Annotated in this window: 12 protein-coding genes; 11 read left to right on the top strand and 1 reads right to left on the bottom strand. The window is 69.9% G+C overall.

What is annotated here, in order from left to right; all coding sequences use genetic code 11:
- Positions 1-136 precede the first annotated feature (136 nt).
- From RHM57_RS17165 to RHM57_RS17130, 8 genes are all read left to right on the top strand, one after another.
- On the top strand, positions 137-1528 hold the full coding sequence (locus RHM57_RS17165) for a cytochrome P450 (protein WP_322188918.1): 1392 nt from the start codon (positions 137-139) through the stop codon (positions 1526-1528).
- Positions 1528-2643 carry a PEP/pyruvate-binding domain-containing protein gene (locus RHM57_RS17160; protein ID WP_134449224.1) on the top strand — a complete coding sequence of 372 codons (1116 nt, stop codon included), beginning with the start codon at positions 1528-1530 and terminating at the stop codon, positions 2641-2643. Before RHM57_RS17165 ends, RHM57_RS17160 begins: the two co-directional genes overlap by 1 nt.
- Before the next feature lie 78 nt (positions 2644-2721).
- Positions 2722-4644, top strand: coding sequence for a PEP-utilizing enzyme (locus RHM57_RS17155; RefSeq protein ID WP_134560506.1), 1923 nt, complete (start codon positions 2722-2724; stop codon positions 4642-4644).
- On the top strand, positions 4637-5455 hold the full coding sequence (locus RHM57_RS17150; RefSeq protein ID WP_322188916.1) for an SDR family NAD(P)-dependent oxidoreductase: 819 nt from the start codon (positions 4637-4639) through the stop codon (positions 5453-5455). The genes RHM57_RS17155 and RHM57_RS17150 overlap by 8 nt, the downstream gene beginning before the upstream one ends.
- A 40-nt stretch (positions 5456-5495) precedes the next feature.
- The gene (locus RHM57_RS17145; RefSeq protein WP_134449221.1) at positions 5496-5816 is read left to right on the top strand and encodes a 2Fe-2S iron-sulfur cluster-binding protein; all 321 of its coding nucleotides are present in this window, start codon (positions 5496-5498) and stop codon (positions 5814-5816) included.
- 5 nt (positions 5817-5821) lie between these two features.
- Entirely contained in the window at positions 5822-7198 is a 1377-nt protein-coding gene (locus RHM57_RS17140; protein WP_134560510.1) for an NAD(P)/FAD-dependent oxidoreductase, read from the top strand.
- A 46-nt stretch (positions 7199-7244) separates the two neighbouring features.
- Entirely contained in the window at positions 7245-7889 is a 645-nt protein-coding gene (locus RHM57_RS17135; protein WP_322136912.1) for an HD domain-containing protein, read from the top strand.
- Positions 7889-9448, top strand: coding sequence for an aldehyde dehydrogenase family protein (locus RHM57_RS17130; protein ID WP_134449218.1), 1560 nt, complete (start codon positions 7889-7891; stop codon positions 9446-9448). Before RHM57_RS17135 ends, RHM57_RS17130 begins: the two co-directional genes overlap by 1 nt.
- 125 nt (positions 9449-9573) lie before the next feature.
- Here the strand turns inward: RHM57_RS17130 and RHM57_RS17125 are convergent, their stop codons facing one another.
- A complete protein-coding gene (locus RHM57_RS17125; protein ID WP_322188914.1) occupies positions 9574-10935 on the bottom strand; it encodes an MATE family efflux transporter in 1362 nt (453 codons plus the stop codon).
- An 80-nt stretch (positions 10936-11015) separates the two neighbouring features.
- Between RHM57_RS17125 and RHM57_RS17120 the strand changes: the two genes are divergently transcribed.
- The 3 genes from RHM57_RS17120 (at position 11016) to RHM57_RS17110 (ending at position 15584) form a co-directional block, all read left to right on the top strand.
- A complete protein-coding gene (locus RHM57_RS17120) occupies positions 11016-12980 on the top strand; it encodes a M13 family metallopeptidase (protein WP_322141063.1) in 1965 nt (654 codons plus the stop codon).
- A gap of 104 nt (positions 12981-13084) precedes the next feature.
- Positions 13085-13993, top strand: coding sequence for a serine hydrolase (locus RHM57_RS17115; protein WP_134449215.1), 909 nt, complete (start codon positions 13085-13087; stop codon positions 13991-13993).
- Positions 13994-14084: 91 nt separating this feature from the next.
- Complete coding sequence (locus RHM57_RS17110) at positions 14085-15584, top strand: purine-cytosine permease family protein (RefSeq protein ID WP_322188912.1); 1500 nt, start codon at positions 14085-14087, stop codon at positions 15582-15584.
- Positions 15585-15607: the final 23 nt, after the last annotated feature.

The following is a 15607-nucleotide window of genomic DNA, read 5'->3' as shown; positions in this document are numbered from 1 at the left end:
CCTGAACGGGCGCCTCCCCAACTCCACTTCCGCCCAGTGGGACAAGCCCGGCGCTTCCCAGCTCCGGGAGCATTAGATGGAGCCAGATCCCCGCAGAAGTGGACAGTCCCCGCAGAAGTGGACAGAAGGAGCACTCGTGAACGCTCAGCCCGTGACGGCACAGCCCGCCACCACGCACCCGGCCGCAGCCCAGCCGGCCCCCGGCCAGCCCGCAGCAGCCCAGCCCGCAGCAGCCCAGCCCGCAGCAGCCCAGTGCCCGGTCGATCACCGCGCGCTCGCCGCGGCCGCCGGCGGCCACCACGGCTATTCCCCGTTCGACATGAACGACCCGTTCCCTGCATACGCCGAGCTGCGCAACGAGCAGCCCGTCATGTTCGACGAGCGCATCGGCTACTACGTCGTCTCCCGCTACGCGGACGTCAAGGCCGTCTTCGACAACTGGGTCACCTTCAGCAGCGAGAACGCCCAGGCCCCCGTGCGGCCGCGCGGAGCCGCCGCGACGAAGATCATGAACGATGGCGGCTTCACCGCATACTCCGGCCTCTCGGCCCGCGTTCCCCCAGAGCACACCCGGATGCGCACGATCGTGCAGCAGGAGTTCAGCCCACGCCGGTACAAGGCCCTCGAGCCCACCATCCGCGAGAACACCGCGCGGCTCCTCACCCAGATGCTCGCGCATCCGGATGCCCGGGGCGATTTCCTGAAGGACGTCGCCGTCGACATCCCCACGATCACGATCCTCGGCCTGCTCGGCGTCGGGCCGGAAATGGTCCCGACCTACAAGAAATGGTCGGACTCGCGGGCCGCGATGACCTGGGGTGACCTGAGCGACGAGGAGCAGATCCCGCACGCGCACAACCTCGTCGACTACTGGACCGAATGCCGGCGCCTGGTCTCCGCCGCCCACGGGGCCATCAACGCCGGAACTGCCGGAACCGACCTCGTCACCGACCTCGTGCGCGCCCAGCTGGCCGGCGGAGAGATCTCCGACCACGAGATCGCGTCGGTCTGCTACAGCCTGCTCTTCGCTGGCCACGAGACCACGACGACGCTCATCTCCAACACGATCCGGATGCTGCTCAGCAACCCCGGCGAGTGGCAGAAGCTCGTCGAGGACCCCAAGCGGATTCCCGGGGCGATCGACGAGACGTTGCGCTACAGCCCCTCGATCGTCGGCTGGCGGCGCAAGGCCCTCGTCGACACCGAGATCGCCGGCACCCCGATCCCGAAGGGCGCGAACATCCTGCTGCTGATGGGATCGGCCAACCGGGACCCGAGCGTCTTCGAGGAGCCCGAGGTCTTCGACATCGAACGGGCCAACGCCCGCACCCACCTCTCCTTCGGCTTCGGCATCCACTACTGCCTCGGCAACATGCTCGCCAAGCTGCAGGACAAGATCGTCGTCGAAGAGACCATCCGGGCCGTCCCCGGCCTGAGGATCGTCGATTCCGAAGCGATCGTCTTCGGAGAAAACCTGTCGTTCAGGGCGCCGACGTCGGTTCCCGTCACCTGGGAGGCCAACGCCTGATGGAAACCGCAACCCCCGCTGTCACCGCAACACCGGCATCCCACGCCGCCTACATCCAGTTCTTCGACGGCGGGCTTCCGCCGCTGCACGAGCAGCTCGGCGGCAAGTGCGCGTCCCTCGTCGCACTCACCGCGGCCGGGATGCCGGTTCCCCCCGGCTTCGCCATCACGACGGCAGCATACGACGCCTTCATCCGCGAGGCCGGCATCGAGAAGGACATCCACGAGATGCTCGCGAACCTCGATCCCGACGACGTGACCGCCGTCGACCGGGTCTCGGCCCAGCTGCGCCTCGAGATCACCTCGCGGCCGGTGCCCGCCGAGTTGCACGCCACGACCATCGAGGCATACGAGGCACTGCAGTCGCGCTTCGAGTCCCCTGTCCCTGTCGCCGTGCGGTCCTCGGCGACGGCAGAGGACCTGCCGGATGCGAGCTTCGCCGGCCAGCAGGACACCTACCTCTGGCTCCTCGGCGTCAAAGACGTCACCGAGCACATCCGCGCGTGCTGGGCCTCGCTCTACACCTCCCGCGCCATCATCTACCGGCTGAAGAACAAGATCCCCAACGAAGGCCTCTCGATGGCCGTCGCGGTGCAGAAGATGGTGAACGCCCGGGTCGCCGGCGTCGCGATCACCATGGACCCGACCAATGGCGACCGCTCCAAGATCGTGATGGAGGCCTCGTACGGGCTCGGCGAGCTCGTCGTCTCCGGGCAGGTGACGCCGGACAACATCACCGTCGACAAGGTCATGCTCATGGTCGTGAAGCACTCGATCGGCGACAAGCACGCCGAACTCGTGCCCGACCCCGCGAGCAAGTCCCTCGTCGAACGCGAGGTCCCTGCCGACCGCCGCGGGCGCCTCTGCATCAGCGACACGGAGATCACCGCGATCGCCGCGATCGCCAAGCGCGCCGAGAAGCACTTCAAGTGCCCCCAGGACATCGAATGGGCCCTCGACCGCGACCTGCCGGACGGGGAGAACCTCTTGTTGCTGCAGTCCCGACCCGAGACGGTGTTCTCCTCGACGGCGTCGGGTTCGATTCCGACGCAGTCCGCCGGGTTCGGCATCGAGAGCATCACCCGCTCGCTGATGACGCAGGCCGGCAAGGCCTGATCTCCCGCGCATCCGCTGCGCCTCATCTTCCCCGCTCGTCCCCTCCACCCGCGTTTACCCACACAGAACGGTTGAACCATGACAGAGAAGTCATTCCCCAGCCCGTACGACCAGAAGCCCGCGGCCGCCGCAGAGGGCTGGAAGGACCTCTACGCCTACAACCTGGTCTTCCAGGAGAACCGGCGTGAGGTCGAAGAGGCCAAGTTCTGGTTCTGCGACAGCCAGCACTGGCCGACGGTGACCAAGCCCTTCGAGACCATCGGCTTCGAGTTCGCCGTCTCCTGCCTCGGCCAGTACAACTCCCGCCACCTGCTGATCCCGCCGGCCAACGGCATCGAGTTCCGCATCCACAACGGCTACGTGTTCATGTCGCCCGTCGGTGTTCCCGAGACCGAGATCGCCGCCCGCGTTCCCGAGTTCATGGCCCGCGCCGGCCACTACTTCCAGAACTGGGACGGCCTGCTCGAAAAATGGCAGGGCAAGATCCGCGGCACGATCGACGAGCTCAACGCCCTGTCCTTCGAGGCGCTGCCGAACGCGGTCCCGCTCGAGGACGTCACGAGCGGCAAGGGTCTCGGCCCGAACGACGAGCTCCTCGGCAACTTCGACAAGCTCGTGTCCCTCACCTACCGGGCCTGGCAGTACCACTTCGAGTTCCTCAACCTCGGCTACGTGGCCTACCTCGACTTCTTCAGCTTCTGCAAGGAGGTCTTCCCCGGCATCCCGGACCAGGCCGTCGCGAAGATGGTGCAGGGCGTCGACATGGAGCTCTTCCGACCGGATGACGAGCTCAAGAAGCTCGCCAAGCTCGCCGTCGAACTCGGCGTCGACGGTCACTTCGGCAACACCGAGAACCCGGAGGAAACCCTCGCCGCGATCGGCGCGGCCGCGGGCGGAGCGGAGTGGCTCGCGGCCTGGACCGAGGCACAGGATCCCTGGTTCAACTTCACCGTCGGCAACGGCTTCTACGCCCACGACAAGTACTGGATGGACCACCTCGAGCTGCCGCTCGGCTACATCGCCGACTACATCGTTCGCGTGCAGAACGGTGTCGGCATCGACCGTCCCGTCGCAGAGCTCGTCGCCGAGCGCGACCGCATCACCGAGGAATACTCCGAACTGCTCAGCCCAGAACAGCTCGCCGCGTTCCAGGGCAAGCTCGGTCTCGCGCGGCAGGTCTACCCCTACGTGGAGAACCACAACTTCTACATCGAGCACTGGACCATGGGCGTCTTCTGGCGGAAGGCCCGCCAGCTCTCGAAGATGCTCTCCGAGGCCGGGTTCTGGCCGGAGGCGAACGGAATGTTCTACCTCCGCCGCGACGAGGTGCGCGAGACGCTCTTCGACTACGTCACCGGCTGGGCCGTCGGCGCCCCCGCGATCGGCCCGGACTACTGGCCGGCCGAGGTCGCCCGGCGCAAGGTCATCGTCGACGCGCTCTCCGAGGAGCGCCCGCAGCCGGCGCTCAACACGCCGCCCGTTGTGATCACCGAGCCCTTCACCCTGATGCTCTGGGGCATCACGAGCGACCAGATCAAGAACTGGCTCGGCGACTCCGACGCGCCGGAGGGCGAGTTCCGCGGAATGGCCGCCTCGAGCGGCGTCGCGGAGGGTCCGGCCCGGGTCATCAGCAGTTCCGACCAGCTCTCCGAGGTGCAGGAGGGCGACATCCTGGTCGCTCCCGTCACGGCGCCGTCGTGGGGCCCGATCTTCGGGAAGATCCGCGCGACCGTCACCGACATCGGCGGCATGATGAGCCACGCGGCCATCGTCTGCCGTGAGTACGGGATGCCGGCGGTCACCGGAACCGGAACCGCTTCCGCCCAGATCAGGACGGGACAGTGGCTGCGGGTCGACGGCAACAACGGGACCGTGACGATCGTCGAAGATCACGGCGCCGAGCAGGACGTTGCCGGCCTGGCCCACGAGCACGACCTCGCCCTGGCCCCTGCCGCGGCCGCCCAGCTCGACGCCGTCCTCGCCGAGAGCAGCCATGCCTGAGCGCGGCGCGGCCGGGGTCTCGCAGAGGACGGTGCTGATCACCGGCGCCGCCGGCGGCCTGGGCCGTGCCTTCGCCCTGGGCTTCGCGGCCCAGGGCGACCGGGTGGTCGTCGCCGACGTCAACCTCGAGGGCGCGCGGGAGACCGTCGTTCTCGTGGAAGAGGCCGGCGGAACCGCCCTCGCCCTCCCGGTCGACGTCACCGACCTCGCCTCGGTCACCCGGCTGGCCGCGGATGCCGCCGGCTGGGTCCCCGAGGCCCGGCCCGGCGCATCCGCCCCCGGTACGGTGCCCCCGGCCCAGGCCGGCGTGATCGACGTCGTCATCAACAACGCCGCGATCTACGCGACCGTGACCCGTGCCCCCTTCACCGACCTCGACCCCGACGAGTGGGACCGGGTGATGGCCGTCAACCTCAAGGGGCCGTGGCTCGTCACCCGGGCCTGCACGCCCTACCTGCCGGACGGCGGAAAGGTGATCAACCTCTCCTCCGCCACGGTGATGAGCGGATCGGCCCAGTGGGCCCACTACGTGGCCTCGAAGGGCGGCGTCATCGCGCTGACCCGGGTGCTCGCCAAGGAACTCGGTGACCGCAACGTGACCGTCAACGCGATCGCTCCCGGCTTCACCCTGACCGAGGCCAGCTACGGGCTCATCGCGGGCGCCGAGAGCTACGGCGTCGACCGCGGCTCGCTCAAGCGGGCCTGCGAACCGGAGGACATCGTCGGGGCGGCCCTGTTCCTCGCCGCACCCGGCAGCGACTACATCACCGGCCAGACCCTCGTGGTCGACGGCGGCCGGCAGTTCCTCTGACCCACCCGTAACCCAGAGAACCGAACCAGGAGACCGAGAAATGCCAACCGTGAGCTACGTCGCCTTCGACGGCACAGAGACCATCGTCACCGGATTCGCGGGCGATTCCGTGATGGAGACCGCGGTGCGCAACGGCGTTCCCGGGATCGTCGCCGAGTGCGGCGGCAGCCTGTCCTGCGCCACCTGCCACGTCTTCCTGTGCGCAGAGAGCGCGGGGCTGTTCCCGCCGAAGCTCGACCTCGAGGACGACATGCTCGACGGAACGGCCGTCGACCGGGAGGACAATTCCCGGCTCTCCTGCCAGCTGAAACTGACCGACGACGTGTCCGTGCACGTGCAGACCCCCGAAACGCAGGTGTGACCGGCATGGGCGACACGACCGCAGCACCCCGGCTGGGCACCCTCATCATCGGCAACTGCCAGGCCGGGGTGCAACTCGCCTCGACACTGCGCGAACTCGGCGACACCGACCCGATCACCCTCGTCGGCGAGGAGCCGCACGCCCCGTACCAGCGGCCGCCGCTCTCCAAGGCGTTCCTCAAGGGCGAGGCGACCGCTGACTCCCTGGCCTTCCGCACCCACGATTTCTACCGCGAGCATTCCATCGACCTCGTGCCGCGGGAGCGGATCTTCCGCATCGTCCGGAACGCGGACGGCGGCGTCGCGACGGCGGAGTCCGGGCGCACCTTCGCATTCGCCCGGCTCGCTCTCACCACCGGAGCCGCACCGCGCACGATCCCGTTCGAGGGCTCCGAGCTCGAGGGCGTCAGCTACCTGCGGACCGCGACGGAGGCGACCGTGCTCGAGCAGCAACTGCGTGAGGCGCGGAACGTCGTGGTCGTCGGCGGCGGCTTCATCGGCCTCGAGGTCGCAGCGGGGGCCAGGGCCGCCGGTAAGAACGTCACTGTGCTCGAGGCGGCTCCCCGCCTCGTCGGGAGGGCGGTCTCCGAGCAGACCAGCGAGTTCTACCTGCAGGCGCACCGGCGCCGCGGCATCCGCGTGGTGCTGAACGCGCAGGTCGTGCGGTTCGTCGGCGAGCACGACCGGGTCACCGGCGTCGAGCTCGGTCCGCGTGACGGCGACGGCTCAGGCGAGATCGTGGCGGCGGATGTCGTGCTGATCGGCGTCGGGGTCGTCCCGCGCACCGAGCTCGCCGTGCAGCTGGGCCTCGAGGTCGACAACGGGATCGTGGTGGACGCAAGGGCCCTCGCCTCCGACGGACTCACCGTGGCCGCCGGGGACTGCGCGAACATGCCGAACCCGTCGATCGGGGACTTCGGTGTCGGCCGCATCCGCCTCGAAAGCGTGCAGAACGCGGTCGAGCAGGCCAAGGTGGCCGCGGCCACCCTGCTCGGACTCCCGGCAGAGCACCGCACGGTGCCGTGGTTCTGGTCGGACCAGGCCGACCTCAAACTGCAGATCGCCGGGCTGAGCGGCGGGCACGACCGGGTCGTTCTGCGCGGCGAGCCGGACTCCGAGAAGTTCTCGGTGCTCTACTACCGGGGTGGCCGGCTCATCGCCGCTGACTGCATCAACAGCCCGCTCGACTTCATGGCCGTGAAGAACGCCCTCCACAAGGGCCTCTCTGTGCCGGCGGATGTTGCGACCGACACCACCGTTCCGCTCAAGAAACTCTTCGCGGCCGTCGAGACGGCGGATGCCGGGCGTGCGGTGCCTGCGCCGGCCGCCGTTGATCTCGCTCCTCCTGCAGTCCCCGTTCCCGCCGGCAGTCCGGCCGCTTAGCCCCAGCCTCCGCGCTCCGGCGCCCCAACCTCGAAGTGAGAACGCCATGACACTGCAGACCGACCAGTCCATCGACACCTCGCCCATCGCCGTCGCCGCGGACGGCCCGAGCGACCTCGACCCGCTCTGGCGCGCCGTCGAGACCGAGATGCGCACGCGCAGCAACGACATCCACGTGCCGATCTCCTTCGCTTTCGCCGAGCGGCTCTGCGAGGCCTACCCGGAGGCCGACGCCCTCGTCGTGCGGGTGGCCATCCTGCTGCACGACAGCGGCTGGGCCAGGGTGGACGAGACCAAGATCATCTCGGAGGGCTTCGGCGCGAACTGGCGCCAGGCCCAGATCCGCTACGAGCACGAGCTCAAGGGCTGCATGATCGCCAGGGAGGTGCTGCCGGGCCTCGGCTACGACGAGGCCTTCATCACCCGGGTCACCGACATCATCGACGGCCATGACACCCGCGTCGAGTCGTACTCGATCGAGGACTCGCTCGTGCGCGACGCTGACCGGCTCTGGCGCTTCACCCCGGCCGGCATCGCCCTCGCCTCGAGCTGGTTCGGCCAGACGCCGTCGTTCTACTGCCGGCGCCTGCGGGCCGAGATCCTGCCGGAGCTCATCACCGCTGCCGGCCTCGAGATGGCGACGATCGAACTCGACAGGGCAGAGGCGCTGCTGAAGATCGCGGTGCTCTGATGACGGGGCAGTCGATCGACGCGGCACCGACAGCGGCGGCCACGGCCACGGCTGCGGCCGGCCAGCCCGTCCAGCCCACGAGGTTCCCGGCCACGCTGCCCTATCGGCACACCGACGACCTCTTCATCGACGGCGCCTGGCGTGCGGCGAGCGGAACCGGTCGGACCATGGTGACCAACCCCGCGACGGAAGCGGAGTGGGGCAGTGTGCCGGTGGCATCCGCCGCCGACGTCGACCTCGCCGTCGCGGCCGCCCGCCGCGCGTTCGCGCGTGCCGGCGCCGGCGCTGACGGGTGGCGCGGGCTGGCCCCGTCCGTGCGCGCCGGGTACCTGGAACGCCTGGCCGGCGAGATCGAGAAGCGGGCGGCGGCGATCTCGCACACCAACACGTGGGAGAACGGCTCCCCGGTCGCCGAAACCGGGCGCGCGGCCTCGAATGCCGCAGCGATCTTCCGTTACTTCGCCGGACTGGCCGGGTACCTGGAGACCGCAGACGTGCGCCCGTTCCCCGACGGATCCGCCGAAACCGTCGTGCGGCAGGACCCGGTCGGCGTCTGCGCGCTCATCGCGCCGTGGAACTTCCCGATCAACCTCGTCGTGGCGAAGCTCGCGCCCGCGCTCATGGCCGGGTGCACCGTCGTGATCAAGCCGGCATCGCCGACGCCGCTCTCGATCCGCTTCCTTGCGGATGCCGCGGCAGCGGCAGGCATCCCGGCGGGCGTCGTGAACATCGTCACGGGGGACAGCGCCGTCGGCGACGCCCTCGTGCGGCACCCCGGAGTCGACAAAGTCGCCTTCACCGGCTCGACCCCGGTCGGCCGAAGAATCGCCGCGGCGTGCGGCGAGCTGCTGAGGCCGGTCACCCTCGAGCTCGGCGGCAAGTCGTCCGCGCTCGTTCTGCCGGACGTCGACCTCACGGCCATGCAGCAGGTGCTGATCCGCAGCTGCATGCGCAACACCGGGCAGACCTGTTACATTTCCACGCGTATCCTCGCGCCGGCCGGGCGCTACGACGAACTCGTCGACATGGTCACGGCGACGATCCAGGCCGCGCGGCAGGGCGACCCGATGGACCCGGACACCGTCTTCGGACCCGCCGCGACACGGGCGCAGCGCGACACGGTGCGCGGGTACATCCGCTCCGGCATCGCAGAGGGCGCCAGGGCGACCACGGGCGGTGACGTGCCGAGCGGCTTCGACCGCGGCTTCTTCGTGAAGCCGACCGTGTTCGCCGACGTGACGCCGGGGATGCGGATCGCGCGCGAGGAGATCTTCGGGCCGGTCCTGTCGATCCTGCGCTACGACACGCTCGACGAGGCGATCGGCATCGCGAACAACACCGCGTTCGGCCTCGGCGGCACGGTGTTCTCAGCGGATGCCGACGCCGCGTTCGATGCGGCCGCCCGGATGGACACCGGTTCCGTCGGCCTCGGCTTCTTCGCCTCCAACCACAACGCGCCCTTCGCCGGGCGGCACGATTCCGGCCTCGGCGCCGAGTTCGGACGCGAGGGCCTGCACGCCTACCTGCGCCCGCAGTCCGTGCACCGCCGCATCCGCTAGCCGGGACTCTCCGGCACCGCCTGGCACGCCACGTGCGCCGGTGCGCGCCCGGTGTGCCTGGCGCGCGGGGGCGCACAGGGGCGCGACGGGTGAATCTGGAGCGGTGGTATTGGGGGCGGGGCGCGTCAGCGGGCGCCGACGACCATCCAGCGCGCGGCGCGGGCGCGCAGGCCGAGGGTGAGGCCGCGCGCGCCGAGGTAGCCGAAGGCGAACGCCGCCATGAGCCAGGCGAGCCCGACGGCGCCCTGCGGTGCCCAGGCGAGCACCGCCCAGGCCAGCGGCACGAAGACGAGCAGGTTCACCAGCCCTGTCACGGCGAGGTAGCGGGCATCGCCGGCGCCGATCAGCACGCCGTCGAGCACGAAGACGAGGCCGCAGAGCGGCCCGGACAGGCCGAGGACCACGAGTGTCAGGGGGAGGAGCGCGCTCACCTCTTCCGCCGTCGTGAACAGCCCGCCGAGCAGGGGGCTCGTCACGACGAGGAGGGCGCCGATGGCGGCACCCCCGAGCACACCCCACTCGAGGCAGCGCCGCAGCACCGCGCGCACCCCGGGGAGATCGCCGGCCCCGAGGCCGCGCCCGACGAGGGCCTGGGCGGCGATCGCGAGCGCGTCGAGGGCGAACGCCATCGCCGCGAACAGGGTCATCGCGATCTGGAACGCCGCGAGCTGGGGCGAGCCGAGGCTCGTGGCGACGAACACCGCGAGCAGCATCGCCGCACGCAGGCTCACCGTGCGCAGGAACAGCCAGCCGCCGCTCGACGCCCCCCGCAGCATCCCGCCGCGGTGCGGCCGCAGCCGGGCACCCTCACGCCGGGCGTGCCGAACGACCACGACGAGATACACCGCGACCATCGCCCACTGCGCGACGACCGTGCCGAGCGCCGAGCCGACCAGGCCGAGCCCGAGACCGTAGATGAACCACAGGTTGAGCACGATGTTGGCCGTGAAGCCGAGCCCCGCCACCCAGAGCGGCGTGCGGGTGTCCTGCAGTCCGCGGAGGAGTCCTGTCGCCGCGAACACGAGCAGCATCGCCGGAAGTCCCAGCATCGACACGGTGAGGTACCGGGCGGATGCCGCGGCCACGGCAGGCTCCGCGCCGAACGCTCCCACGAGCTGCGGGCTCAGCGCCGCGCCGAGCAGCGCGAGCACCAGACCGAGGCCGAGCGCGAGCCAGAGGCCGTCGATCCCGACGGACACGGCCCTGCTGCGGTCGCCCGCACCGAGCCAGCGGGCGACGGCAGGGGTCGTGCTGTACGCGAGGAACACCATCAGCCCGACGATGGTCTGCAACACCGCGCTCGCGAGGCCGAGTCCGGCCAGGTCGACCGCGCCGAGATGCCCGACCATCGCCGAGTCGGCGAGCAGGAACAAGGGTTCGGCGACGAGGGCGCCGAACGCAGGGAGGGCGAGGCGCAGGATCTCACGGTCGATGGGCCGCTGGCGGAAGATGGCGATGCTCCCGACTCTAGCGTCGCTCGCCGACACCGCACGGTCCGGCGCCGTCCGGCCTCGCCCGGCGTCGCACCCCGGCTCGAATTCCCGGGCACAGCGAATAGCATGGACGCATGACTGAGCTGGGGACCGCATCCGGAATCGACCGCGACGAACTCGACCCGGGCATCCGCCCACAGGACGATCTCTTCCGCCACGTGAACGGGAAATGGATCGACCGCACCGAGATTCCGGCGGACAAGGCCCGCTGGGGATCGTTCTACCTCCTCGCCGAGGAGTCAGAGAAGGCCGTGCGCGAGATCATCCTCGAGGCGCAGACCGCTGAACCCGGAACAGAAGCCCGCAAGTTCGGCGACCTCTACTCGAGTTTCATGGACGAGGCGCGGGTGAATGCGCTCGGCGCAACGCCGCTCGCGGCCGACCTCGCGACCGTCGACCGGATCGACTCCGTCGCCTCCCTGCTCGGCACCCTCGGCCGCCTCGAGCGCGCCGGCGTCGCCGGCGCTTTCCAGCTCTATGTCGACAATGACCCGGGCAACCCGGAGCGCTACCTCGTCTTCCTGGAGCAGGGCGGGCTCGGCCTGCCGGACGAGTCCTACTATCGCGAGGAGAAGTTCGCGGCCGTCCGCGAGGCGTACCGCTCCTTCCTCGAGCGGATGTTCGGCCTCGCCGGCGTCGACGACGCCGCGGCCAGGGCGCAGCGCGTCTTCGACCTCGAAACCGAACTCGCCGGGCACCACTGGGACAACGTGCGCTCCCGCGACAGCGAGAAGACCTACAACCTCAAGACCTGGGGCCAGGTCACGGCCCTCGCCGCCGGAGCGGACCTGCACCTCTGGCTCGCGGGCCTCGATGCCCCGGCGGGAGCCCTCGAGGAGATCGTCGTCCGCCAGCCGAGCTTCGTGACCGGCCTGGCCGAGATGCTGACCGAGGACGGGATCGTCGGATGGAAGGACTGGCTGCGCTGGCAGATCATCCGCTCGAGCGCCTCGTACCTCTCCGACGACTTCGTCGAGGCGAGCTTCGACTTCTATGGCCGCACCCTCACCGGGACACCTCAGCTGCGGGACCGCTGGAAGCGCGGCGTCTCCCTCGTCGAGGGATCCCTCGGCGAGGCCGTCGGCCGGATCTACGTCGAACGGCACTTCAAGCCGAGCGCGAAGGCGAGCATGGACGTGCTCGTCGGCCACCTCGTCGAGGCATACCGCCAGAGCGTCGCCGAGCTTGACTGGATGACCCCGGAGACGCGGGCGCGTGCCCAGGACAAGCTCGAGAAGTTCACGCCCAAGATCGGCTACCCCGACAAATGGCGTGACTACTCGACCCTGTGGATGGAGGCGGGCGACCTGATCAAGAACGTGCGTGCCGCGAACGAGTTCGAGTTCCAGCGCGAACTGGGCAAGATCGGCAAGCCCCTCGACCGCGACGAGTGGTTCATGACCCCGCAGACAATCAACGCCTATTACAACCCCGGCTTCAACGAGATCGTCTTCCCAGCGGCCATCCTGCAGTTCCCGTTCTTCTCAGACGAGCGGGATGCCGCGGCGAATTACGGCGCCATCGGTGCCGTCATCGGGCACGAAATCGGGCACGGCTTCGACGACCAGGGTTCGAAGTACGACGGCGACGGGCTCCTGACCGACTGGTGGACCGCTGACGACCGTGCGGCCTTCGAAGAGCGCACGAGCTCGCTCATCGAGCAGTTCAACGCCCTGGCGCCGAAGCAGATCCCCGAGCACCACGTGAACGGCGCGCTCACGATCGGCGAGAACATCGGCGACCTCGGCGGCCTCTCGATCGCCTGGAAGGCCTACCTGATCTCGCTCGACGGCGCAGAGCCGCCCGTGATCGACGGTCTCACCGGCGCCCAGCGCTTCTTCCTGTCCTGGGCCCAGGCCTGGCAGCTGAAGATGCGCGACGAGGAGGCCATCCGCCTGATCTCGATCGACCCGCACTCGCCGAATGAGTTCCGCTGCAACCAGATCGTGCGGAACATCGACGAGTTCTACGCGGCCTTCGGCGTTGCGGCAGGCGACGAACTCTGGCTCGACCCGGACAAACGCGTCACCATCTGGTAGCCCCGCCGGCGTCCGGCCCCGGCGTATGTCGGGTGTCTGGGCTATGGTGCTGAGGGGAACACGGAGCCGGAAATCGGAGCCGGAACACGGAGGGACCCGAAAAAGTGTCCACGCCAGCGCGGGAATCGGAGCGACGGTCGCGTCGCGGTGCCCCGAGCAGGGCGCGGCACGGCGTTTCGGAGTCGATGGCGAACTTCGGCCGCGGGTTCCAGGCCCTCGGCACCCTCGCCGTCGACGGCGTGCAGGTCTCGGCCCGCGCCACCGACCTCGCGACCGGCAAGGTCCTCTTCTCCGTTGACGACCACGTCGTGATGCCGACAGCGGGGATCGGAACCGTCCTCCTCCTCATCGAGGTCGCCGCCCGGCTCCCGAACGCCGAATTCGGCGCCCTCACCATCCTCGACCGCACCCCGGCGGACTCCGTCGGAGGGTCAGGCGTCTGGCAGCACCTGCAGGCCCCGTCGCTTCCCGTCGCTGACCTCGCGGCCCTGGTCGGGGGTCTCGGCGACAACCTCGCAGCGAACGTGCTGCTGCGCGCGGTCGGCCTCGCGGCCGTCCAGGCGCGTACCGAACAGCTCGGCATCTCCCACACCGCTCTGCTCGACCTCGTCCGCGACGAACGCGGCCCCGATCACGCACCCCAGCTCTCCGTCGGCAGCGCCCAGGAACTCACGGGACTCTTCATGTCCCTCGCCCGCGGGGAGGTCGTGGATGCCGCGACGAGCGAACGCGTGATCGGCTGGCTGTCCCTCGGCGCAGACCTCTCCCTCGTCGCGAGCGCCTTCGGGCTCGATCCCTTCGCGCACCGCGGCGGCGACCACGGGCTGCTCCTCGTCAACAAGACCGGAACGGGACCCGGCGTCCGGAGCGAGGCCGGCGTGCTCCGCGGCCCGCGGGCCGGCGTCGCCTATGCCGTCTCGATGTCCTTCGCCGACACCCGCCTGCCCCTGCGCCTCGCTGTCCTCGACGGGATGCGGGCCGTCGGCCTCGACCTGCTCGAGTACGTGCACTGAACCTGAGTTCCTGAGTACCTGAGTTCCTGAGTTCCTGACCACCCGAACCGCCTGAACACCCCAAGAGACCCGCCGACGAGAGGGGCAGCGGATGTCCGCCAACGACCGGAAGCACACCGAAACGGACACCGGCCTGTCGGGGGCGAGTCCCGGCATCCGCCCGGTCTTCGAGGTGGAGCTCAATGGCATCAACGCCGTCGACCGCACGGAGCACCGCGGCCGCCCGAGCGAGTTGTTCTGGCCGTGGTTCGCGGCGAACGTCTCGGTGCTCGGCATCAGCTACGGCTCGTTCCTGCTCGGTTTCGGCATCTCCTTCTGGCAGGCGACGATCGTCGGCCTCGTCGGGATCGTGCTCTCCTTCGCGCTCTGCGGGTTCGTGGCGCTCGCGGGCAAGCGCGGCCACGCGCCGACGATGACCCTGAGCAGGGCGGTCTTCGGAGTCGACGGCAACCGGGTGCCGTCCGCGTTGTCGTGGCTGCTCACCGTCGGCTGGGAGACCGTGCTCGCCTCGCTCGCCGTGCTCGCGACGGCGACGGTCTTCACCGAGCTCGGCTGGGACGGCGGGGCGCTCACCCAGGTGGTGGCCCTCGTCGTCGTGGCCGGCCTGATCGTGCTCGGTGGCGTCTTCGGCTTCGACCTGATCATGCGGCTGCAGAAATGGATCACGATCGTCACGGGCCTGCTCACGGTCGTCTACGTGTTCCTCGTCGTCGATCACATCGACTTCCCGGCCATCGCGGCGATCCCCGCAGGGGACACCCCCCACGTGATCGGCGCGCTCGTCTTCATGATGACGGGCTTCGGCCTCGGCTGGGTGCAGGCCGCCGCCGACTATTCCCGGTACCTGCCCCGCTCGGCCTCGAGCCGCGGCGTCGTCGGCTGGACGACGGCGGGCGCCTCGCTCGCCCCCGTCGTGCTGCTCCTCTTCGGGATCCTGCTCGCCGGGTCATCGAGCGACCTCAGCGCCGCCATCGCCGTCGACCCGATCGGGGCGCTCACGACGATCCTGCCGGTCTGGTTCCTGGTTCCGTTCGCCCTCGTCGCGGTTCTCGGCCTGATCGGCGGCGCCGTCCTCGACATCTACTCCTCCGGGCTGGCGCTCCTCGCGGCGGGGCTTCGGGTGCCGCGCTTCGCGGCCGCCGGGATCGACGGGGTGATCATGGTGCTCGGCGCGATCTACGTCGTGTTCTTCGCCGGGAGCTTCCTCGGTCCGTTCCAGGGCTTCCTGATCACCCTCGGCGTGCCCGTCGCGGCCTGGTGCGGCATCTTCCTCGCCGATTTCGCGCTCCGCCGCTCCGGCTACGACGCCGCGGGCCTCCTCGACCCGCGCGGGCGCTACGGGAGCGTGCGGGTCGGCGCGCTCGCACTCCTCGGGCTCGGGTCCGTCGTGGGCTGGGGCCTCGTCACCAACGGCTTCGCGGACTGGCTCGCCTGGCAGGGGTACCTGCTCGATCCCCTCGGCCTCGGCGGCCGGACGGGCGACTGGGCGTTCGCGAACCTCGGCGTGCTCGTCGCCCTCGTGATCGGCTTCTGCGGCATGCTCCTCGTCGGCCGCGGCGCCGTCCGCGCCCAGGAGCGGCAGCCCGTCTGATCGGCCCGCGTCGGCAGGCAGCG

Source organism: Cryobacterium sp. 10S3 (genome assembly GCF_034344045.1).
Classification (GTDB): Bacteria; Actinomycetota; Actinomycetes; order Actinomycetales; family Microbacteriaceae; genus Cryobacterium; species Cryobacterium glucosi.
Note: the sequence above shows the minus strand (reverse complement) of the source record. Positions and strands in the feature narration are given on the sequence as shown.